Genomic DNA, 19,663 nt, shown 5'->3' on the forward strand with positions numbered 1-19,663 from the left:
GGGAGTGGCATCGGGCCTGTCGGAGCGTTGCGGCTGGCGTACGCAGTACGTCAGCCGCAACGCGAAGGGGCGGGGCCGGCAAAAAATATGCGACGGCCCCGCCCCTCAACTCAGCTACTTGTCGTTATCGGACTTCGCACCAAGCGTCGTCTTCTGCACCTGCATGAGGAACTCGACGTTGCTCTGGGTCTCCCGGATCTTGTTGGTCAGCAGCTCAAGGCTCTGCTGCGTTTCGAGTCCGGAGAGGACACGGCGCAGCTTCCACATGATCTTGACTTCCTCCGGGGAGAGCAGGTTCTCTTCGCGGCGGGTACCGGACGCGTTGACGTCCACGGCCGGGAAGATGCGCTTGTCCGCGAGCTGGCGGGACAGGCGCAGTTCCATGTTGCCGGTGCCCTTGAACTCTTCGAAGATGACCTCGTCCATCTTGGAACCGGTCTCAACGAGCGCGGTGGCCAGGATGGTGAGCGAGCCGCCGTTTTCGATGTTGCGGGCTGCACCGAAGAAGCGCTTCGGCGGGTACAGCGCGGCGGAGTCGACGCCACCGGACAGGATACGGCCGGAAGCCGGTGCCGCCAGGTTGTAGGCACGGCCCAGGCGGGTCATCGAGTCCAGCAGGACCACAACGTCCATGCCCATTTCCACGAGGCGCTTGGCGCGCTCGATGGAAAGTTCGGCCACGGTGGTGTGGTCATCGGCCGGACGGTCGAAGGTGGAGGCAATGACCTCGCCCTTGACCGTGCGCTGCATGTCGGTGACTTCTTCGGGGCGTTCGTCAACGAGCACCATCATGAGGTGGACCTCAGGATTGTTGGTGGTGATGGCGTTGGCGATGGACTGCAGGATGAGCGTCTTGCCGGCCTTCGGCGGCGAGACGATCAGGCCGCGCTGGCCCTTGCCGATCGGAGCAACCAGGTCAATGACGCGGGGGCCGATCTTCTTCGGGTCCGTCTCGAGGCGCAGGCGCTCGGAGGGGTACAGCGGGACGAGCTTCGCGAATTCGACGCGGTCCTTGAGCTCCTCGGGGGTCTTGCCATTGACCGAGGTGACGCGGACCAGGGCGTTGAACTTCTGGCGGGCGGACTGCTGGTTGCTGCGGTCCTCGCCTTCACGCGGGGCGCGGATGGCCCCGACGACGGCGTCGCCCTTGCGCAGGTTGTACTTCTTGACCTGGGCGAGGGAAACGTAGACGTCGTTCGGGCCCGGCAGGTAGCCGGAGGTGCGGATGAACGCGTAGTTCTCCAGCACGTCCAGGATGCCGGCGACGGGCAGCAGGACGTCGTCCTCGGTGACCTCGACGTCGTCGACGTCGGGTCCCTGGGAGCGGCCGCGGCGGCGTTCGTTGCGGTCGCGGAAACGGTCGTTGCGCGAGTTGTCGCGGTCCTGGCCGCCGGAGCGGTCGTTGCGATCGTTGCGGTCACGGCGGTTGCGGCGGTTGCGGCGGCTGCCGCCCTCGGAATCGTCGTTGTCGCGGCTGTTGTCGCGGTTGTCGCGGCTGTTGTCGCGGTTCCCGGACGTGTTGTCGCGGTTGTCCTCACGGTTGCCGCGGCCGCGGGTGTTCTCGCGGCGCTGGCCGTCGTCGCCGCCCTGTTCGGACTGGCGTTCCTGGCGCTGTTCGCCGGTTGCCTGCTCCGCCGGGGCTTCCACGGCGGCGGCGGGCTGGGCTTCACCCTGGCCGGTGGCCTGCGCGGCAGCCTCGCCGCGGCGGCGGTTGCGGGTCCGCGGCTGGCGGGTGCGGTCGCTGCCTTCTGCGGACTCGGCCGGAGCGGCTTCGGCGGGGGCGGACTGCGCCTCCACCGGTGCCGCGGCGGGAGCCTCGGCGGCGGGAGCGGTGATGATGCCGTCGCTGCCTGCACGGCGGCTGCGGCCCCTGGTCCGGGCCCGCGGGTTTTCCTGGGCCGGAGCCTCGGAGCCGGAGGCGGCGGGTGCGGCGGCCGGTGCCTGGGCAACGGTGCCGTTGTCGCTCGCCTTTTCGGCGGCGCGCTCGGGTGCCTTGCTGACCGGAGTGCCGGCGCGGTGGGCGGAAATGGCGGATACCAGATCGCCCTTACGCATCCGGGATCCCCCGGAGATTCCCAGCTGGCTGGCCAGGGCCTGGAGCTGGGCGAGCTTGAGGCCGGCGAGGCCGCTGCTCTTGGCGGGTGCTGCCGATGTGGCAACAGAAGATGATGTTTCCACAGCTGAAGACAGCTCAGTGGTTTCGGTCACGAAGGATCCTTCCCCCTCGACGGCGTCCAGGCTAGGAGCTGGACGCGGTGATTTGATCTGGGCTGCAGTTCAGATCTGCAGCCGGGATTTCGGCCTTGCCGGTTGGATTTCGGCCGGCAGGGCCGGATACTGCTACACCAAGACACGCCCCGAAATTGAGGAACGGCCGGCTGACACTTCAGGGGTACAGAGGAATTCTGCAGCTTCCTGCGTCAGACCGAAAGCAGGTGGCACCGGAAAATATTGCGCTGAAAGATGAGAGAGGGCAACTTGGCCAACATCGCGGTCTTATAAAAAGCTTGCGTGATTACCGCCGGTGCACTTCCACTTTAGCACCCTCAGTGTCCACAGCCAGCTTCATCACACGCCAGGCCACGTCCGGCGTGTTGTCCCTGGTGAACGCACCGATGAAGTCGACGACGTCGGACGCTTCCTTTTCGCCGGCCGCCAGGACCAGCACCGTGGGTCCGGCGCCGGACACGACGGCGGCATGGCCGGCGCGGCGGAGCGCGGCGATCAGCTCCGCGCTGGGCCGCATGGCCTGCGCCCGGTAGCTCTGGTGCAGGTAGTCCTCGGTTCCGGGCAGCAGGAATTCGGGCTTCTGCGTCAGCGCATGGATCAGCAGGGCGGCCCGGCCGGAGTTCATGGCGGCGGCGTGGTGCCCCACGGAGGCCGGGAGCAGCGCCCGGGCGGCCTCGGTGGAGAGCTCGAAGTCCGGTACCGCCACAACCGGGACAATGCCGGCGTCGACGCTCGCGCAGGTGCTGCTGTACTGGTCACTGTCCTGCCAGGACAGCGCCAGCCCGCCGAAAATGGCGGGTGCGACGTTGTCCGGGTGGCCCTCCAGCCGGCTGGTGAACTGCAGGATCCAGTCCTTGCCGCGGCGGGATTCGGCCGGGACCAGGGCGTTTGCGGCGCTGGCCGCGGCTACCACGGCGGCGGCCGAGGACCCGAGGCCGCGGCCGTGCGGGTTGACGTTGTCCGCGGTGATCCGCAGTCCCTCGTGCCGGTAGCCCAGCAGGTGCAGCGCCTCGGTGAGGGCCTTGGCCACCAGGTGGCTCGCGTCGCGGGGCAGTGTGTCCGCACCCTCGCCGCTGAGCTCGAACTCAAGCTCACCGGTCTCCAGCGTTTCCACCGTCAGTGTGTCGTGCAGCGAGAGGGCCAGCCCCAGGCTGTCGTAGCCGGGGCCCAGGTTGGCGCTGGTGGCCGGGACCCGGACGGTGACGACTTGCCCGGCCGGAACCGCCGGGGTGTCGGCGGGTGATTCGGCCGGGACGGTGAGGGTGGTTTCCACGGCTATTTTTCTTCCAGTCCCAGTTCGGCGGCGACCGTGACGACGTCGTTGGCGACCTTGACCGGCTGCACGTCGCTGCCGTCCTCGGTGCGCAGCGCCCACTGCGGGTCCTTGAGGCCGTGGCCGGTGACCGTGATGACGATGGTCTTGCCGGTGGGAACCTCGCCCGCGGCGTGCTTCTTGATCAGGCCGGCGACGCCCGCGGCGGAGCCGGGTTCGACGAACACACCTTCCCGCGCAGAAAGCCAGCGGTGCGCGGAGAGGATCTCCTCGTCGGTGACGGCCTCGATCACGCCGCCGGATTCGTCGCGGGCGGCGACGGCGGTGTCCCAGGATGCCGGGTTGCCGATCCGGATGGCGGTGGCGATGGTGTCCGGCTCGGTGATGGGGTGGCCCGCGACGAACGGGGCGGCGCCGGCGGCCTGGAAGCCCCACATCACCGGCGTCTTCGTGGCGACGGCGGGAAGGTTTCCGGCGGTGGCGGATTCGTAGGGCGCCGCGTACTCCTTGTAGCCCTTCCAGTAGGCGCTGATGTTGCCGGCGTTGCCGACCGGGAGGACGTGGATGTCCGGGGCGTCCCCGAGCGCGTCGACGACCTCGAACGCGCCCGTCTTCTGGCCCTCGATCCGGGCCGGGTTGACCGAGTTGACCAGGAAGACCGGGTACGACTCCCCCAGCTTGCGGGCAATGTCGAGGCAGTCGTCGAAGTTGCCGTCCACCTGCAGCAGGGTGGCCCCGTGCGCGATCGCCTGGCTGAGCTTGCCCATCGAAATCTTGCCCTCGGGCACCAGCACGGCGCACTGCAGCCCGGCCGAGGTGGCGTAGGCTGCGGCGGAGGCGGAGGTGTTGCCGGTGGAGGCGCACACCACGGCCTTGGCGCCGGAGGCGACCGCCGCCGTCATGGCCATGGTCATGCCGCGGTCCTTGAAGGACCCGGTCGGGTTCATGCCTTCGACCTTGAGGTAGACGGTGCAGCCGGTGAGCTCGGAGAGCTTCTGCGCGTGCACGAGCGGGGTGCCGCCCTCGCCCAGGGTGATGACCTTGGTGGCCTCGGTGACCGGCAGTCGTTCGGCGTATTCGCGGATGACTCCGCGCCATTGGTGAGCCACTTAGACCCCTTCTACCCGCAGTACGGATGTGACGGAATTGATGACGTCCAGTCCCTTGACGGCCTGAACGGTTGCTGCCAGTGCGGCTTCGCTCGCACGGTGCGTAACTATCCGCAGCTCCGCCGACTCCGACTTGGAGCCGGAGTCGCGGTGGATGGTCTGCCGCATGATTTCGATGGAGACGCCGTGCTCGGCGAAGAGCTGCGCGATCCGGGCCAGGACGCCGGGCTGGTCCGCGACGTCGAGGCCGATGTAGTAGCTGGTGATGGCCGCGTCAATGGGCAGCGCGGGGACGTGCCCGGTGGTGGTTTCGGTGCGTCCCGGGCCGCCCAGCACAATCCGGCGGGCGGCCGAGACCAGGTCACCCAGCACGGCGGAGGCCGTCGGGGTGCCGCCGGCGCCCTGTCCGTAGAACATCAGCTCGCCGGCGTTCTCGGCCTCAATGAAGACGGCGTTGAACGCGCCGTGCACCGCGGCCAGCGGGTGCTCGCGCGGCAGCAGGGTCGGGTGGACGCGGACGGACACACCTTCCTTGCCCTCGGAATTGGTGAGCTTTTCTGCGATCGCCAGCAGCTTGATCACAAAGCCGGCGTCCTTTGCCGCGGCGATGTCCGCGGCGGTGACGGAGGTGATCCCCTCGCAGTAGACGTCCTCGAGGGCGAACCGCGTGTGGAAGGACAGCGAGGCGAGAATCGCGGCCTTGGCCGCGGCGTCGTGGCCCTCAACGTCGGCGGTAGGGTCCGCTTCGGCATAGCCCAGCCGCTGGGCCTCGGCGAGGGCGTCGGCGAACTGTGCGCCCGTGGTGTCCATCTGGTCCAGGATGAAGTTGGTGGTGCCGTTGACGATGCCCAGCACCCGGGTGATCCGGTCGCCGGAAAGGCTGTCCCGGATGGGGCGCAGGATGGGGATGGCCCCGGCGACGGCGGCCTCGTAGGACAGCTGCACGCCGGCCTTGTCCGCCTCCTCGTAGAGGGTGGGTCCGTCCTGGGCGAGCAGGGCCTTGTTGCCGGTCACGACCGACGCGCCGTGCCGGATCGCGGTGAGGATCAGGCTGCGCGCCGGCTCGATCCCGCCCATCAGCTCGATCACCAGGTCCGCGTCCTTGACCAGCGTCTCGGCGTCGGTGGTGAAGATTTCGCGGGGCAGCTCGACGTCGCGCCGGGCGTCCGGGTTGCGCACGGCGATGCCGCTCAGTTCGAGGCGGGCCCCGGTGCGGGAAGCCAGGGTGTCGGCGTCGTCAATGAGAATCCGCGCAACCTGGGCCCCGACGTTGCCACAGCCCAGCAGGGCCACTTTCAAGGTTCGCAATTCCGTCATTCAGACTCCCATGTCGCGGTTCAGCAGGTCTTGTTCAGTTTCGCCGCGGACAATGAGCCGGACTGATCCATCGCGTACCGCGACAACGCCCGGCCGGGCCAGATAGTTGTAGTTGCTTGACAGGGCCCAGCAGTAGGCGCCGGTCCCCGGTACAGCGAGCAGATCACCGGCTGCCACGTCCTCGGGCAGATATACATCTCTAACAACTATGTCGCCGCTCTCGCAATGTTTGCCCACCACTCGGGACAGCTGCGGGGCCGCGTCGGAGCTGCGGGAGGCGAGAATCGCCGAATAATCCGCGTCGTACAGCACCGGGCGGGCATTGTCGCTCATGCCGCCGTCCACCGACACATACCGGCGCGGGTACGTAACGTTTTCGGCGGCTGATGCGCCGGTTTCTCCCGTTCCGCCGCCGGCCGGTGCGTCGACCCGGACGGTCTTGAGGGTGCCCACCTCGTAGAGCGTGAAGGTGCTGGTGCCCACGATCGCGCGGCCCGGCTCGATCGAGATCCGCGGCGCGGTGATGCCGAGTTCGGCCACCTTGGCGCGGACGACGGCGGCCATCGCCTGGGCGATCTCGGCCGGCGGCCGCGGGGTGTCCACCGGGGTGTAGGCGATGCCGTAGCCGCCGCCCAGGTCCAGCTCGGGCAGCACGATCGAGTATTTGGCCTGCATGGCGGCGAGGAAATCGAGCAGCTTCTCCGCGGCGAGGGCGAAGCCGTCCGGCTCGAAGATCTGCGAGCCGATGTGGCAGTGCAGGCCAAGCAGTTCGATGCTGTCATGGCCGGCGGCCGCGGCCACGGCTTCCTCGGCGGCGGACAGCCCGGCCTGGTCGGTCGAGTCGCCGGCCATTGAGAGGCCGAACTTCTGGTCTTCGTGCGCGGTGGCAATGAATTCGTGGGTGTGCGCGTGCACGCCCGGGGTCAGCCGCAGCATGACCTTCGCCGTTTCGCCGCGGTTCGCGGCGATCGCGGCGACCCGCTCCAGCTCGGCGAGGCTGTCGACGACGATCCGGCCCAGCCCCATGTCCAGGGCGCGGTGGATCTCGGCGTCGGACTTGTTGTTGCCGTGCAGGGCGACGGCGGCGCCCGGGATGCCGGCGCGGGCGGCGACGGCGAGCTCCCCGCCGGAGGCGGTGTCCAGCCGCAGCCCTTCCTCCTCGACCCAGCGGACGACGGCGGTGCACAGGAACGACTTGCCGGCGTAGTAGACGTCCACTCCCCCGCAGATGTCCGCGAAGGCCTCGTTGAAGGCGTCCTGGAACGCCCGGGCGCGGGCCCGGAAGTCGGTCTCGCTCATGACGAACAGCGGCGTGCCGAACTGCCGCTGCAGCTCGCTGACGGCAATGCCGTCAATGGCCAGTTCACCGTCGTCGGTGCGCGCGACCCCGGCGGCCCACATCGGTTCGTGCAGGGCGTTGAGGTCCTCCGGGACGGCCAGCCAGTCCGGCGCCAGCGGGGAGGCCGCCGTGCTGTTGTTCGGGTTCGCGGTCATGGCGTTCACATCCGTTCCGGCGCCGAAACGCCCAGCAGTTCCAGTCCGTTGGCGAGCACCTGGCTGGTGGCATCGTTGAGCCACAGCCGGGTGCGGTTCAGGTCGGTGATGGTTTCCTCGCCCAGCGGCGCGACGCGGCAGGCGTCGTACCAGCGGTGGTAGGCCCCGGCAATGACTTCGAGGTGGCGGGCGACGCGGTGCGGCTCCCGCAGCTCGGCGGCCTTGGCCACGATCGAGGGGTAGCTGCCCAGGTGCGAGAGCAGCTCGTTTTCCGTCGCATGGTCCAGCAGCGCGGCGTCGAAGGCGTCGTGGCCGTCCACCCGGCGCTCCACACCGGCGGCGACGGCGTTGCGCGCGGCGCCGCGGGAGCGGGCGTGCGCGTACTGGACGTAAAAGACCGGGTTCTCGTTGCTGTGCTTCTTGAGCAGTTCCGGGTCCAGCGTCAGCGGCGAGTCGGCCGGGAAGCGGGCCAGGGAGTACCGGACGGCGTCCTTGCCTAGCCAGGAGATCAGGTCCTTGAGCTCGATGATGTTGCCTGCCCGCTTGGAGAGCTTGGCGCCGTTGACCGAGACCAGCTGGCCGATCAGCACCTCGATGTTGACCTCGGGATCGTCGCCGGCCGCGGCTGCGATCGCCTTGAGCCGGTTGATGTAGCCGTGGTGGTCGGCGCCAAGCAGGTAGATCTTCTCGGTGAAGCCGCGGTCCTTTTTGGACAGGTAGTACGCCGCGTCCGCGGCGAAGTACGTCGGCTCGCCGTTGGCGCGGATCATCACGCGGTCCTTGTCGTCGCCGAAGTCGGTGGTGCGCAGCCAGACCGCGCCGCCGTCGTCGTAGACGTGGCCCTGTTCCCGGAGCCGGGCGACGGCGTCGGCGATGGCGCCGGCGTCATGCAGTTCCTGCTCGGAGAAGTAGACATCGAATTCGACGCCGAACTCGGCGAGGGTCTGCTTGATGTCGTGCAGCTGCGCCTTGTAAGCGGCACCGCGGATCACCGGCAGCGCCGCGACGTCGGTGAGTTCCCGGATCCCGGGGTGCTGGGTCAGGACCTCGTGGCCGAGGTCGGCGATGTATTCGCCCGGGTAGCCGCCCTCCGGCACGCCGCGGCCGTGCAGCCGGGACAGCACCGAGTGGGCGAAGACGTCCATCTGCGAGCCGGCGTCGTTGATGTAGTACTCCGCGGTGACGTCCGCGCCGGACGCCCGCAGGACGCGGGCGATCGAGTCGCCCAGGGCGGCCCAGCGGGTGTGGCCGATGTGCAGCGGTCCGGTGGGGTTGGCCGAGACGAATTCCATGTTGACCGTGCGGCCCGCAAGCGCCGTGTTGGTGCCGTAGGCGGTGCCGGCCTCCACGATTGCCTTGGCGAGGGCCCCGGCGGCGGCGGCGTCAACGGTGATGTTCAGGAAGCCGGGTCCGGCGATGTCCACGGCGGAGACACCCGCGATCGACGCCAGCCGGTCGCTCAGCAGGCCAGCGAGCTGGCGCGGGTTGGTGCCGGCGGGCTTGGCCAGCTGGAGCGCGATGTTGGTGGCCCAGTCGCCGTGGTCCCTGTTCTTGGGACGCTCCACGCGCACCGCCTCCGGAATGTCGGCGGCGGCAAGGGCAATGTCACCGGTGGCGACGGCGTCCTTCAGGCAGGCGGATATGGCGAGGGAGAGTTCTTCTGGGGTCACAGTTCCAGCCTACCGGGGGCCCGCAGTCCCGCGGAATTTCCGTGCCGTCATCTTGTCCCCAGGGCCCGCAGGGAAGGTCCGCTGCGAGCCCCGGGGCGACGATTTTCCTTTGGAGCCCACCTTCCTGCTAAGCTCTAGGACGTCCCGCCGGTCACGGCAGGAACCCTGATTGCCCTCGTAGCTCAGGGGATAGAGCGTCTGCCTCCGGAGCAGAAGGTCGTTGGTTCGATTCCAATCGAGGGCACAGACAAAACCCCGCCGTTTCAGCGAAACGGCGGGGTTTTTGCGTTTCCTTCTCAGGCCCCGGGGCCGCTTTCCCGGGACTCGAAGTCCAGGCTGGCTTCCTCCGGGGTGGACAGGGTCAGCACGGCCTCCTCCACCGTTTCGTGGTCCTCCAGCTCGCGCTCCACGCGGCGAAGCGCCACCGCCGCTTCGTGTTCCGGGTGGTCTCCCTGCAGATCCACCGCCGCGACGAGGTACAGCTTGCGTGGTCCGACAAACTCCAGGTGCAGGTAGGTGAGGCGCGCGATGTCCTGGTGCTCGAGCACCCGGCGGGCCATGGAGCGCTCGATATCCGGGGTTACGCCCTGGCCCACCAGGAAGCGCCGGTTGCGGTCAATCAGTACGACGGCGACGACCGCCAGCAGCACGCCGACGATGATCGAACCCACCGCGTCCGGCAGCGGCGAACCGGTGACCTGATGCAGGAACACGCCGGCGAAGGCGACGACCAGGCCAAACAGCGCGGCGGCGTCCTCCGCGAAGACGGCGCGCAGGGTCGGATCGGAGCTGATCAGGACCTGCTCCAGGGTGTGCCGTTCCAGCTCATGTGCCGCCTTCCGGGTCTGGCGGAAAGCCTGGATGAAGGAGATCCCCTCGAAAACAAACGCCGCGGCCAGGACCCAGTAGGCCACGGCAAAGTCGGCGGCCGGCTCCGGTTCGATGATCTGCTGGATGCCGTGCATGATCGACACGACCGCGCCGGCGGTGAAGAGCCCGAACGCCGCAAACATCGACCAGACGTATGCTTCCCTGCCGTAGCCCATCGGGTGGCTCTTGTCCCGCGGTTTCGCCGACCGGCGTTCGGCGAAGAACAAGAAGACCTGGTTGCCGGTGTCGGCCCAGGAATGCGCCGCTTCGGCGGTCATCGAGGCCGATCCGGTCAGGACCGCCGCCACCGATTTCGCCGCGGCCACGAGCAGATTCGCCACGAAGGCGATGATGACCGTCAGCAGGGTCGAGCCGGGTTTCTTTTGCTTCTCCGTTTGCGCCATTGGCCTACCGTATCCAACCGGAGCCTCCGGCGCGCTCCCGCAGATTCCCCCTGCCAAATGTCGGTCCCCGCTCGTAGGCTGTTCGCATCGGCAGAAGCAAAGGGGTCTCACATGTACTGCTCCATCATCCCTCCCTACCTGTTGCGCCGGCTGGCAGCGCAACATCATGAACCGCGGCTGCTGGTGGCAGCCCGGGCCGCGAAGGAAGCCTTGCAGCACGTCAAGAGCTTCCAGGCGTCCCGCGCGGCGCCGGTGCCGGCAACGCCCCCGGGGCTGCGGCAGCTGACCCCCGGACCGCCGCAGCGCACCGTGTACGACGCGAAAGCCTCGGAGAACCTGCCGGGCGTGCTGGTGCGCAAAGAAGGCGAACCCGTCACCGGGGACCCGGGCGCGGATGAGGCGTACGACGGCCTGGGCCACACGCACCGGCTCTACGCGGAGGCGTTCGGCCGCAACTCAATTGACGGCAACGGCCTGCCCCTGGACGCCACGGTGCACTTCGGCCTGCGCTACGACAACGCCTTCTGGGACGGCAAGCAGATGGTCTTCGGCGACGGCGACGGCCAGGTCTTCAACCGCTTCACCGCCTCGCTCAGCGTGATCGGCCATGAACTCGCGCACGGCGTCACCCAATACACCGCCGGGCTCGCCTACCGGAACCAGGCGGGCGCCCTGAACGAATCGCTCTCCGACGTCTTCGGCGTCCTCGTGGAGCAGTACGTGAAGCAGCAGACCGCGGCCGAGGCCAGCTGGCTGATCGGCGAGGGGCTCTTCACCGACCAAGTGCAGGGAACGGCGCTGCGCTCCATGAAGGCGCCGGGCACCGCGTACGACGACGACGTGCTGGGCAAGGATCCGCAGCCTGACTCGATGGACTCCTACGTCCACACGAGTGCCGACAACGGCGGGGTGCACCTGAACTCGGGCATCCCCAACCGCGCCTTCTGCCTGGTCGCGACAGCCCTGGGCGGCAACGCGTGGGAGACCCCCGGGCGGATCTGGTACGACACGCTGACCGGGGGCTCGCTGCCCACCGCCGCGACCTTCAGCGCGTTTGCGAAGGCCACGGCGGCGTCCGCCAAGGAGCTGTTCGGAGCCGAATCGGCCGAACATGACGCCGTCCGGCAGGCGTGGGAAACTGTCAAGGTGAGGCTGTAAACGGCACCTGCCTAAGGATCACCCCATGAAGATAACCGTCCAGCGCAGCGGTGGCATCGCCGGGATGGAGCGCGTCTGGAGCGTGCAGGCGGTGACCGCGGATGACCGGGACCAGTGGCAGCCCCTGGTCGAGGCCTGCCCCTGGGACGAACTGCCCGGCCGGGGCGCGGCGGGCGCGGAGAGCGCCGCAGGCGCCGCCGGCGCGAACATCCCCCAGCCGGACCGCTTCGTCTACCGCATCCGGGCCGGCCAGCGCCGGGCCACCCTGCCGGAGCGGGACCTCGTCGGCCCCTGGCGGACCCTGGTCGACTGCACCCGGGCCGCGGCTGAGTCGCCCGGCCAGCCGGGTTAGTCCGGTCAGACCGCCGCCAGGTGCCCGCGGAAGGTCCGCCGGTAGGACTGCGGGCTGGTGTCCAGCACCTTGGCGAAGTGGTGCCGCAGCAGCACCGAGTGGCCGAACCCGGCCTCCCGGGCGATCTCGTCGATGTTCAGGTCGGTTGTTTCCAGCAGCTCCTGCGCCCGGAGCACCCGCTGGGAGTTCAGCCAAGCCGCGGGCGTGGCGCCTGTCTCGGCCCGGAACCGCCGCGCAAAGGTCCGCGGCGACATGTGCACGCGGGCGGCCAGCTCGTTGACGGAGTGCTCCTCGTCCAGGTTCCGGACCATCCAGCGCAGCAGCTCTTCCATCGGCTGCGAGCCGCACCGCGGCATGGGCCGGTCGATGTACTGCGCCTGGCCGCCGTCGCGGTGCGGCGGAACCACCATGTCCCGGGCGATGCTCGCCGCCACGTTGGCGCCCAGCTCCACCCGGACCAGGTGCAGGCTGGCGTCGATGCCGGCCGCGGTGCCGGCACTGGTGATGATCCGGCCGTCCTGGACGTAGAGCACGTTCTCATCGACGAGCGCGGCCGGATAGCGGCTGGCGAGCTCCTGCGAGTAATGCCAGTGCGTGGTGCAGCGGCGGCCGTCCAGCAGCCCGGCCCGGGCCAGGGCGAAGGCGCCGGAGCAGATCGACATCACCCAGGCGCCCCGCGCGTGCGCCGCCCGCAGCGCATCAAGGACGGCCTCGGGAACATCGGCGTCGTTGCCGAACGGGGTCATGATGACCAGGTCCGCGTCCGCCGCAGCGTCGAGCCCGAGCGACACGTGCATCGACAGCCCGGACTTCATAGGGACGTCGCCCGGCTCCGGCGTGCAGACCCGGAAATCAAAGGCCGGCACCCCGGTGCCGCGGTCCGACCGGTCGACGCCGAACACCTCGAAGGCGGTGCCGAACTCGAAGATCGAGAAGTTGGGGACCACGATCATCGCCACTGAATTGATCATGCTTTAAGTGTGGCAGAAATTATAGCTTTTTGGGCATTTCTGCCACTTTTTTTGCAGCCGGCACCGGAGAACCATGGAGGTATGGAACTCCTCGGAATCGCCCTCATCGTCCTGATCCTCGCCGCCGTCGCCGCCACCCTCCGGGCTCTCCGGAAAGACGGCCTTGGCCACAACCCGCCCGTCCGCTCGGACGAGTACTGGATGGCCCACGACCTCCCCAGCACCAGCTACACGCTGCGGTTCTTCTGACCGCGGACACCCCAAGGCCCCGGCCGCCGGTCGATCAACCGGCGGCCGGGGCCTCCCTACGTCAGTTCTTTCCGCCGTTCGCGGCGACGGCGTTTATGGCGGGGCGCCTAGTCGGCGCTGATCTGAAGGCGGAACCGGTCACGCTTGGTGTGCAGGTCCCACAGATGGCCGGCCAGGACGGCGGGGTCCTTCTCGGGATCCCTCTCGATGATGCGGCCGCCGATGATGAGCTGGGATACCTGGATCCCTTCCTCGCCAAGGACCTCGTTGAGCAGCTGGGCATAGGCCGCCTGCCCGGCGAAGGCCACCGAGGTCCCCGTGACGTTGCGTCCGGGCTTCACGGCCGAGCCGCCGTTGACAAAGAGGATCGTTCCCTTGTTCTCGCCGAGGAACCGCATGCCGGGAAGGACCTGGTGGACCGCCGCGACCGGGCCGTAGATGGAGAATTCCACCGGGCCCACCAGATCTGCCGGTGTGGTCTCAAGCACCGGCCGCATGAAGTCCTTCTGCGGCAGCGGGCTGTACTGCAACACCTCGATCGGTCCGAGGGTCTCGGTGGCGCGCTCCAGTGCACGGGTGATGGAATCGGGGTCGCGGACATCCGCGGCGAAGCCCTTGGCTTCGATGCCTTCAGCCGCGAGCGTTTCCGCCAGGGCGTCGACGCGTCCCTGATTGCGGGAAATCAGCGCGACGGAGAAGCCTTCCTTGCCAAAGCGCCTCGCGACGGCGGCGCCGAGCCCGGATCCTGCTCCAATGATTGCGATAGTAGTCATAGGTGCTTCAAGGCCTGCGGACAGGCAACTATTCCTCAGTACCCTTAGTTTTTTGTCCGGGCGCGGTGGCCCTGACGCTTCCCAGTAGACTGTTTCCAGCCATGACACTGCATATTTCCTACCCCGCCGAGCTGCCGGTCTCCGAGCGCCGCGAGGACCTGATGGCCGCCATCGCCGCGAACCAGGTGACCATCATCGCCGGCGAGACCGGCTCCGGTAAGACCACCCAGATCCCCAAGATGTGCCTGGAGCTTGGCCTGGGTGAAAACGGCCTGATCGGCCACACCCAGCCGCGCCGGCTTGCTGCCCGCACGGTTGCGGAGCGCATCGCAGAGGAGCTCGGCGTCGAGATCGGCCAGGAAGTCGGCTTCCAGGTCCGCTTCACCGGCGAGGTCAGCCGCTCCACCAAGGTCAAGCTGATGACCGACGGCATCCTGCTGGCCGAGATCCAGCGCGACAAACTGCTGCGCAAATACAACGCGATCATCATCGACGAGGCGCATGAACGCAGCCTCAACATCGACTTCATCCTCGGCTACCTCAAGCGGATCCTCCCGCAGCGCCCGGACCTGAAGATCATCATCACCTCGGCCACCATCGATCCGGAGCGCTTCGCCAAGCACTTCGGCAGCGAGGAGGAGCCCTCCCCCATCATCGAGGTGTCCGGCCGCACCTACCCGGTGGAAATCCGCTACCGGCCGCTCTCGCAGCCCGCTGGCGGCCCCGGCGCGGCAGGCGACGACGGCGTCGGAGAAGGCACTGCCTCCGACGACGAACTTGAGGAGGACCGCGACCCGCTGGACGCGGTCTGCGACGCCGTCGACGAACTCGCCCTCGAGGCTCCCGGCGACATCCTGGTCTTCTTCTCCGGCGAGCGTGAAATCCGTGACGCCGCGGAGGCGCTCAACGCGCGGATCCAGACGAACCGGCGGCTGGCCGGCACCGAGGTGCTCCCGCTCTTCGCCCGCCTGAGCCTGCAGGAGCAGCACAAGGTCTTCCACCCGGGCAGCAAGCGCCGGATCGTGCTGGCCACCAACGTCGCCGAAACCTCGCTCACGGTCCCCGGCATCAAGTACGTCATTGACACCGGCACCGCGCGCATCTCGCGCTACTCGCACCGCACCAAGGTCCAGCGGCTGCCGATCGAGCGGGTCTCGCAGGCCTCGGCCAACCAGCGTTCCGGCCGCTGCGGCCGCGTCTCCGACGGCATCGCCATCCGGTTGTACTCGGAGGAGGACTTCGAATCCCGGCCGCTGTTCACCGATCCGGAGATCCTGCGCACCAACCTCGCCGCCGTCATCCTGCAGATGACGGCCATGGGCGTGGCCCGCGGGCCGAAGGACGTGGAGAACTTCCCGTTTGTGGAGCCGCCGGATTCCCGCGCCATCAACGACGGCGTCAGCCTGCTCCGCGAGCTCGGCGCCCTGAGTGCCGCCCGGCCGCAGGAGATCACGGGCGACGGCGACGGACGTCCCGGCCGCCGGCAGGCGCCCGGCAGGAACGGCAGCGGGCTCACCGCCGTCGGGCAGCAGCTTGCCCAACTGCCGGTGGACCCCCGCCTGGGCCGGATGATCGTCGAATCCGGCAAACGCGGCTGCGTGCGCGAGGTGATGATCCTGGCCGCGGCCCTGACCATCCAGGACCCGCGCGAGCGCCCGACGGACAAGCAGCAGCTGGCCGCGGAGAAACACTCCCGGTTCCGGGACGAGAACTCGGACTTCACCGGCTACCTGAACCTCTGGAACTACCTGCAGGAGAAGCAGCAGGAGCTCTCCTCGACCGCCTTCCGCCGGCTGTGCCGCAACGAGTTCATCAACTATCTGCGCGTCCGCGAATGGCAGGACCTCTTCGCCCAGCTGCGCCAGCTCGCCCGGCCGCTGGGCATCAGCCTGGACAACAAACGGCTCACCGACCCGGTGGGCAACCACGAGGGCATCCATATCAGCCTGCTGTCCGGGCTGCTGAGCCACATCGGCATCCTGGACGAACGCAAGCGCGAGTACGCCGGCGCCCGCGGCAGCCGCTTCGCGATCTTCCCCGGCTCGGCATTGTTCAAGAAGTCCCCCACCTTTGTGATGGCCGCCGAGCTGGTCGAAACCAGCCGGCTCTGGGCGCGGGTGGCGGCGAAATTCGATCCGCTCTGGGCCGAGCAGGTGGCGCCGGACCTGGTCAAGCGCAGCTACAGCGAACCGCACTGGTCCAAGAAAATGGGCTCGGTGATGGCGCATGAGAAGGTCACGCTCTACGGCGTGCCGATCATCCCCAACCGGCGGGTCAACTACGGACGGGTCGATCCCGAGCTATCCCGCGAGCTGTTCATCCGGCACGCCCTCGTGGAGGGCGACTGGCAAACCCACCACAAGTTCTTCCACCGCAACCGTGCCCTGCTCCAGGAGATCGAGGAGCTCGAGGCCCGGATGCGGCGCCGCGACATCCTTGTCGACGACGAGACCCTCTTCGAGTTCTACGACGCCCGGATCGGCAAGGACGTGGTGTCCGAACGCCACTTCGACAAATGGTGGAAGGAAGCGCGCCAACAGGACCCCACGCTGCTGGACTTCGACCAGTCGCTGCTGATCAGCGACGACGCCGACGCCCTGGATGATTCGGCCTACCCGAAGACCTGGCTGCACAAGGGCTTCGAGCTGCCGCTGAGCTACGAGTTCCACCCGGTGGCGCCCGGCTCGCCGCCGAACCCGTCCGACGGCGTCACCGCCGAGGTCCCCGTACTCTTCCTGAACCAGCTCGACGACGCCGCGTTCCGCTGGCTGATCCCCGGACAGCGGGTGGAGCTGGTCACGGCCCTGATCAAGTCCCTGCCCAAGCAGGTGCGCAAGAACTTCGTTCCCGCTCCCGACGTCGCCCGCCAGGCCGTGGCGGCGCTCGAGGCCGATTTTGATCCCGCCACGGATGAGCTGGAGCCCTCCCTGGAACTCGTGCTACGCCGGCTCCGCGGCCAGGTCATTCCGCCGGGGTCCTGGAACTGGGACGCCGTCCCGCCGCACCTGCGGGTCAGCTTCCGCGTGGTCGACTCCCGCGGCAAGGTCCTGGACGAGGGCAAGGACCTCGCGGTGCTCCAGGAAAAGCTGGCACCCGCCACCCGCCGGGCAATCGCCGAATCCCTCGGGGCCACGCCGTCCACGACGGCGCCAAAGGCGGCAACGGCAGCAGCCGCCGGCGGCAGCGCGAACGGCAAAGCCTCCGGGTCTCCCGCCGCACCGGCGCAGCTTGCCCCGGCGGCGGGCTTCGCCGAGCTGTCCGGCCTGAAGGACTGGACCTTCGGCACCGTGCAGCGCCAGGTCCAGGGCACAGTGAAGGGCCACACCGTCACCGGGTACCCCGCCCTGGTCGACGAAGGCACCTCAGTGGCACTGCGGCTCTTCCAGACCGGCTCGGAACAGGAACAGGCCATGCGCGGCGGGGTGATCCGGCTGCTCGCCCTGAAGGTGCCGCCGCCGGACCGCTACGTCCTGGAACACCTGAACAACACCGAGAAGCTGACCTTCAGCCAAAACCCGCACGGCTCCGTCTCGGCCCTGATCGCGGACTGCGCCCTGGCCGCGATCGACAAGCTCACCCCGGCCGAGCTGCCGTGGGACGAGGCCTCCTTCAAAGCGCTGTACGAGCAGGTCCGCGCCGAACTGATCGACACGGTCTTTACGGTGACCGCCGTCGTCGAACGCATCCTCGCGAGCACGCGCCGGATCGAGAAGCAGCTCAAGGGCACCACCAGCCTGGCCCTGATCAGCGCCCTGAACGACGTCAAGAGTCAGTTGGAGCAGCTGGTTTTCCCGGGTTTTGTGGCACGCACGGGCTACGCCCAGCTCAGCCAGTTGCCGCGCTACCTCGCGGCGATCGAGAAGCGCCTTGAGAAGCTCCCCGGGAACGTGCAGCGGGACGCGCAGCACATGGCGGTGATCCAGGGCCTTGAGGACGACTACGACGACGCCGTGTCGGCCCTGCTGCCCGGGCGGCGCGCGGGCGCGGAGTTAACCCAGGTCCGCTGGATGATCGAGGAACTGAGGGTGAGCCTCTTCGCCGTCGAACTCGGGACCGCTTATTCGGTGTCCGAAAAGCGGATCCGGACCGTGCTGAACAAGGCGCTGGCGCCGGCGTAGACCCCCTGGGGAGCTGCGCCGGCGCCAGTTCCTGAGTGCTAGGCGTCCGGGACGTGCTCGGCGTGGCCGGCCTTCCGGAGGCCCTCGCGCAGTTTTTCCGCGTTGGCGTCAAGCCGGGCCGGGTCCGGGTGCTGGTCGACCGAGCCGAAATCAAAGTCCGCCATCGAGTTGGACGGCCACACGTGCACGTGCAGGTGGTTGATTTCGTAGCCGGCCACGATCAAGCCGGCCCGGGCGGCGTCGAACACGTCCACCTGGACCGCGCCGATCTTGCGCGCAACTTCCATCACGCGGCCCAGTACCTCCGGCGGGGCGTCGGTCCAGCGGTCCACTTCCTCGGTGGGGACCACCAGGGTGTGCCCGTCGGCCAGCGGCCCCACGGTCAGGAACGCCACGACGTCGTCCTCGCGCCAGACGAAGCGGCCTGGGATCTCGCCGTTGATGATCTTGGTAAACAGGGTGCTCATACGTCCGCCTTTTCCGCCGGGGACCCCAGGGTGCTGGCGTCCAGAACAAAACGGTACTTCACGTCGCCGGCCACCATGCGGTCATAGGCCTCGTTCAGCTGGTCCGCGCGGACCACCTCGACGTCGGACACCACGCCGTGTTCGGCGCAGAAGTCCAGCATCTCCTGGGTCTCGGCGATGCCGCCGATCAACGAGCCGGCGTAGGCGATCCGGCGGCGGATCAGCGCGCCGGGGTTGACCGGCGGCATGGCTTCCGAAGGCAGGCCCAGCTGGAACAGGGCGCCGTCCACCCGCAGGGTGCGGAAGTACGGGTTGAGGTCGTGCGGCGCGGCGACGGTGTCGATGATGACGTCGATGCTGCGGTCCGCGGCTTCCATGGCGGCCGGATCCGTGGAGAGGACGACGTGGTCCGCGCCCAGGTCCCGGGCCGCCGCGAACTTCGCCTCCGACGTCGTAAAGACCGTCACCTCCGCGCCCATGGCCTTGGCGATCTTGACCGCCATGTGGCCGAGGCCGCCGAGGCCCACGACGCCGACGACGTCGCCTTCCTCGACCTCAAAGTGGTTCAGCGGCGAATACGTGGTGATGCCGGCGCACAGCAGGGGCGCCGCGGCGGCCTGGTCCATGCCCTCCGGAACCCGCAGGACGTAGTTCCGGTCCACGACGATCGCGGTGGAATAGCCGCCCTGGGTGGTGGCGCCGCCGTTGCGGGAATCCTTGGCGCCGTAGGTCCCGGTCATGCCGTTCTCGCAGTACTGCTCCAGGCCATCGAGGCAGCTGTCGCATTCGCGGCAGGAATCGACCATGCAGCCGACGCCGACGCGCTCCCCGATGCTGAAATCGTCGACGGCGGAGCCCACGCGGGTGACGCGGCCGACGATTTCGTGCCCGGGGGTGAGGGGGTAGTTCTGCGTGCCCCATTCGCCGCGGGTGGCGTGCACGTCCGAGTGGCAGAGGCCGCAGAATTCGATGGCGATCTCGACGTCGTCCGCCTTGGGCGCGCGCCGGGCCACGGTCAGCGGAACGAGGCCGCTGTCGCTGGACGTGGCACCGTAGGCGGCGGCGAGCATGGGGCCGCCGGTTTCATTGGCGTTGAGGTCGTTGAGGTCGGGAAGCGGCTTGGCGAGGGGCGGCGGTACGGGGCGTCCTGGAGTCATGGTTTGACGCTACCCCCGGGGACGGTTTCCGTGCCACTTGGCGTGGCCCGGC

At 68.5% G+C, this 19,663-nt stretch carries 15 protein-coding genes and 1 tRNA gene; 5 read left to right on the plus strand and 11 right to left on the minus strand.

Annotated features, from left to right (window positions below):
* Positions 1 to 114: 114 nt before the first annotated feature.
* The 6 genes from rho to argS all read right to left on the minus strand — a co-directional run bounded on the left by rho (position 115) and on the right by argS (position 9,092).
* Complete coding sequence (gene rho / locus AC1MBE_RS03730; protein ID WP_479780973.1) at positions 115 to 2,208, minus strand: transcription termination factor Rho; 2,094 nt, start codon at positions 2,206 to 2,208, stop codon at positions 115 to 117.
* Positions 2,209 to 2,515: 307 nt separating this feature from the next.
* Positions 2,516 to 3,502, minus strand: a complete 987-nt coding sequence (gene thrB, locus AC1MBE_RS03735) for a homoserine kinase (protein WP_479780974.1) — start codon at positions 3,500 to 3,502, stop codon at positions 2,516 to 2,518.
* A gap of 2 nt (positions 3,503 to 3,504) precedes the next feature.
* Positions 3,505 to 4,611: a threonine synthase gene (thrC, locus tag AC1MBE_RS03740; RefSeq protein WP_479780975.1), complete on the minus strand. Its 1,107-nt coding sequence runs from the start codon at positions 4,609 to 4,611 to the stop codon at positions 3,505 to 3,507.
* The gene (locus AC1MBE_RS03745) at positions 4,612 to 5,928 is read right to left on the minus strand and encodes a homoserine dehydrogenase (RefSeq protein WP_479780976.1); all 1,317 of its coding nucleotides are present in this window, start codon (positions 5,926 to 5,928) and stop codon (positions 4,612 to 4,614) included.
* Positions 5,929 to 7,422 carry a diaminopimelate decarboxylase gene (gene lysA, locus AC1MBE_RS03750; protein ID WP_479780977.1) on the minus strand — a complete coding sequence of 498 codons (1,494 nt, stop codon included), beginning with the start codon at positions 7,420 to 7,422 and terminating at the stop codon, positions 5,929 to 5,931.
* Positions 7,423 to 7,427: 5 nt separating this feature from the next.
* Positions 7,428 to 9,092 carry an arginine--tRNA ligase gene (gene argS / locus AC1MBE_RS03755; protein ID WP_479780978.1) on the minus strand — a complete coding sequence of 555 codons (1,665 nt, stop codon included), beginning with the start codon at positions 9,090 to 9,092 and terminating at the stop codon, positions 7,428 to 7,430.
* A gap of 171 nt (positions 9,093 to 9,263) precedes the next feature.
* Between argS and AC1MBE_RS03760 the strand changes: the two genes are divergently transcribed.
* Positions 9,264 to 9,336 (plus strand) — tRNA-Arg (locus tag AC1MBE_RS03760).
* Between the two features lie 52 nt (positions 9,337 to 9,388).
* On the opposite strand, the gene AC1MBE_RS03765 is transcribed toward AC1MBE_RS03760, so the two are convergent.
* Positions 9,389 to 10,366 carry a cation diffusion facilitator family transporter gene (locus tag AC1MBE_RS03765; protein WP_479780979.1) on the minus strand — a complete coding sequence of 326 codons (978 nt, stop codon included), beginning with the start codon at positions 10,364 to 10,366 and terminating at the stop codon, positions 9,389 to 9,391.
* 111 nt (positions 10,367 to 10,477) lie between these two features.
* Here AC1MBE_RS03765 and AC1MBE_RS03770 point away from each other — a divergent pair, with 111 nt between their 5' ends.
* Both AC1MBE_RS03770 and AC1MBE_RS03775 read left to right on the plus strand, forming a co-directional pair.
* Positions 10,478 to 11,524: a M4 family metallopeptidase gene (locus AC1MBE_RS03770; RefSeq protein ID WP_479780980.1), complete on the plus strand. Its 1,047-nt coding sequence runs from the start codon at positions 10,478 to 10,480 to the stop codon at positions 11,522 to 11,524.
* 25 nt (positions 11,525 to 11,549) lie between these two features.
* Positions 11,550 to 11,876, plus strand: a complete 327-nt coding sequence (locus AC1MBE_RS03775; RefSeq protein WP_479780981.1) for a protealysin inhibitor emfourin — start codon at positions 11,550 to 11,552, stop codon at positions 11,874 to 11,876.
* A gap of 5 nt (positions 11,877 to 11,881) precedes the next feature.
* Here AC1MBE_RS03775 and AC1MBE_RS03780 read toward each other — a convergent pair whose 3' ends face one another.
* On the minus strand, positions 11,882 to 12,847 hold the full coding sequence (locus tag AC1MBE_RS03780) for a GlxA family transcriptional regulator (protein WP_479780982.1): 966 nt from the start codon (positions 12,845 to 12,847) through the stop codon (positions 11,882 to 11,884).
* Between the two features lie 81 nt (positions 12,848 to 12,928).
* On the opposite strand from AC1MBE_RS03780, the gene AC1MBE_RS03785 reads away from it, so the two are divergent.
* Positions 12,929 to 13,096 (plus strand): hypothetical protein, encoded by a 168-nt coding sequence (locus AC1MBE_RS03785; RefSeq protein WP_479780983.1) that lies wholly within the window; start codon positions 12,929 to 12,931, stop codon positions 13,094 to 13,096.
* 107 nt (positions 13,097 to 13,203) lie between these two features.
* Here the strand turns inward: AC1MBE_RS03785 and AC1MBE_RS03790 are convergent, their stop codons facing one another.
* Positions 13,204 to 13,869 (minus strand): SDR family NAD(P)-dependent oxidoreductase, encoded by a 666-nt coding sequence (locus AC1MBE_RS03790; RefSeq protein ID WP_479780984.1) that lies wholly within the window; start codon positions 13,867 to 13,869, stop codon positions 13,204 to 13,206.
* Between the two features lie 101 nt (positions 13,870 to 13,970).
* On the opposite strand from AC1MBE_RS03790, the gene hrpA reads away from it, so the two are divergent.
* A complete protein-coding gene (gene hrpA / locus AC1MBE_RS03795) occupies positions 13,971 to 17,987 on the plus strand; it encodes an ATP-dependent RNA helicase HrpA (RefSeq protein WP_479780985.1) in 4,017 nt (1,338 codons plus the stop codon).
* 38 nt (positions 17,988 to 18,025) lie between these two features.
* Here hrpA and AC1MBE_RS03800 read toward each other — a convergent pair whose 3' ends face one another.
* The gene (locus AC1MBE_RS03800; RefSeq protein ID WP_346959144.1) at positions 18,026 to 18,454 is read right to left on the minus strand and encodes an HIT family protein; all 429 of its coding nucleotides are present in this window, start codon (positions 18,452 to 18,454) and stop codon (positions 18,026 to 18,028) included.
* Positions 18,451 to 19,611, minus strand: coding sequence for an NAD(P)-dependent alcohol dehydrogenase (locus AC1MBE_RS03805; RefSeq protein ID WP_479780986.1), 1,161 nt, complete (start codon positions 19,609 to 19,611; stop codon positions 18,451 to 18,453). Before AC1MBE_RS03805 ends, AC1MBE_RS03800 begins: the two co-directional genes overlap by 4 nt.
* Positions 19,612 to 19,663 lie beyond the last annotated feature (52 nt).

The sequence above is a fragment of the Arthrobacter sp. BG5 genome, from assembly GCF_056680155.1.

Bases quoted from the DNA above. Each gene is read 5' to 3' on its own strand.
- AC1MBE_RS03745 (WP_479780976.1), bottom strand. From the start codon at position 5,928: ATGACGGAATTGCGAACCTTGAAAGTGGCCCTGCTGGGCTGTGGCAAC.
- lysA (WP_479780977.1), bottom strand. From the start codon at position 7,422: ATGACCGCGAACCCGAACAACAGCACGGCGGCCTCCCCGCTGGCGCCG.
- AC1MBE_RS03765 (WP_479780979.1), bottom strand. From the start codon at position 10,366: ATGGCGCAAACGGAGAAGCAAAAGAAACCCGGCTCGACCCTGCTGACG.
- AC1MBE_RS03770 (WP_479780980.1), top strand. From the start codon at position 10,478: ATGTACTGCTCCATCATCCCTCCCTACCTGTTGCGCCGGCTGGCAGCG.
- AC1MBE_RS03775 (WP_479780981.1), top strand. From the start codon at position 11,550: ATGAAGATAACCGTCCAGCGCAGCGGTGGCATCGCCGGGATGGAGCGC.
- AC1MBE_RS03780 (WP_479780982.1), bottom strand. From the start codon at position 12,847: ATGATCAATTCAGTGGCGATGATCGTGGTCCCCAACTTCTCGATCTTC.
- AC1MBE_RS03785 (WP_479780983.1), top strand. From the start codon at position 12,929: ATGGAACTCCTCGGAATCGCCCTCATCGTCCTGATCCTCGCCGCCGTC.
- AC1MBE_RS03790 (WP_479780984.1), bottom strand. From the start codon at position 13,869: ATGACTACTATCGCAATCATTGGAGCAGGATCCGGGCTCGGCGCCGCC.
- hrpA (WP_479780985.1), top strand. From the start codon at position 13,971: ATGACACTGCATATTTCCTACCCCGCCGAGCTGCCGGTCTCCGAGCGC.
- AC1MBE_RS03800 (WP_346959144.1), bottom strand. From the start codon at position 18,454: ATGAGCACCCTGTTTACCAAGATCATCAACGGCGAGATCCCAGGCCGC.
- AC1MBE_RS03805 (WP_479780986.1), bottom strand. From the start codon at position 19,611: ATGACTCCAGGACGCCCCGTACCGCCGCCCCTCGCCAAGCCGCTTCCC.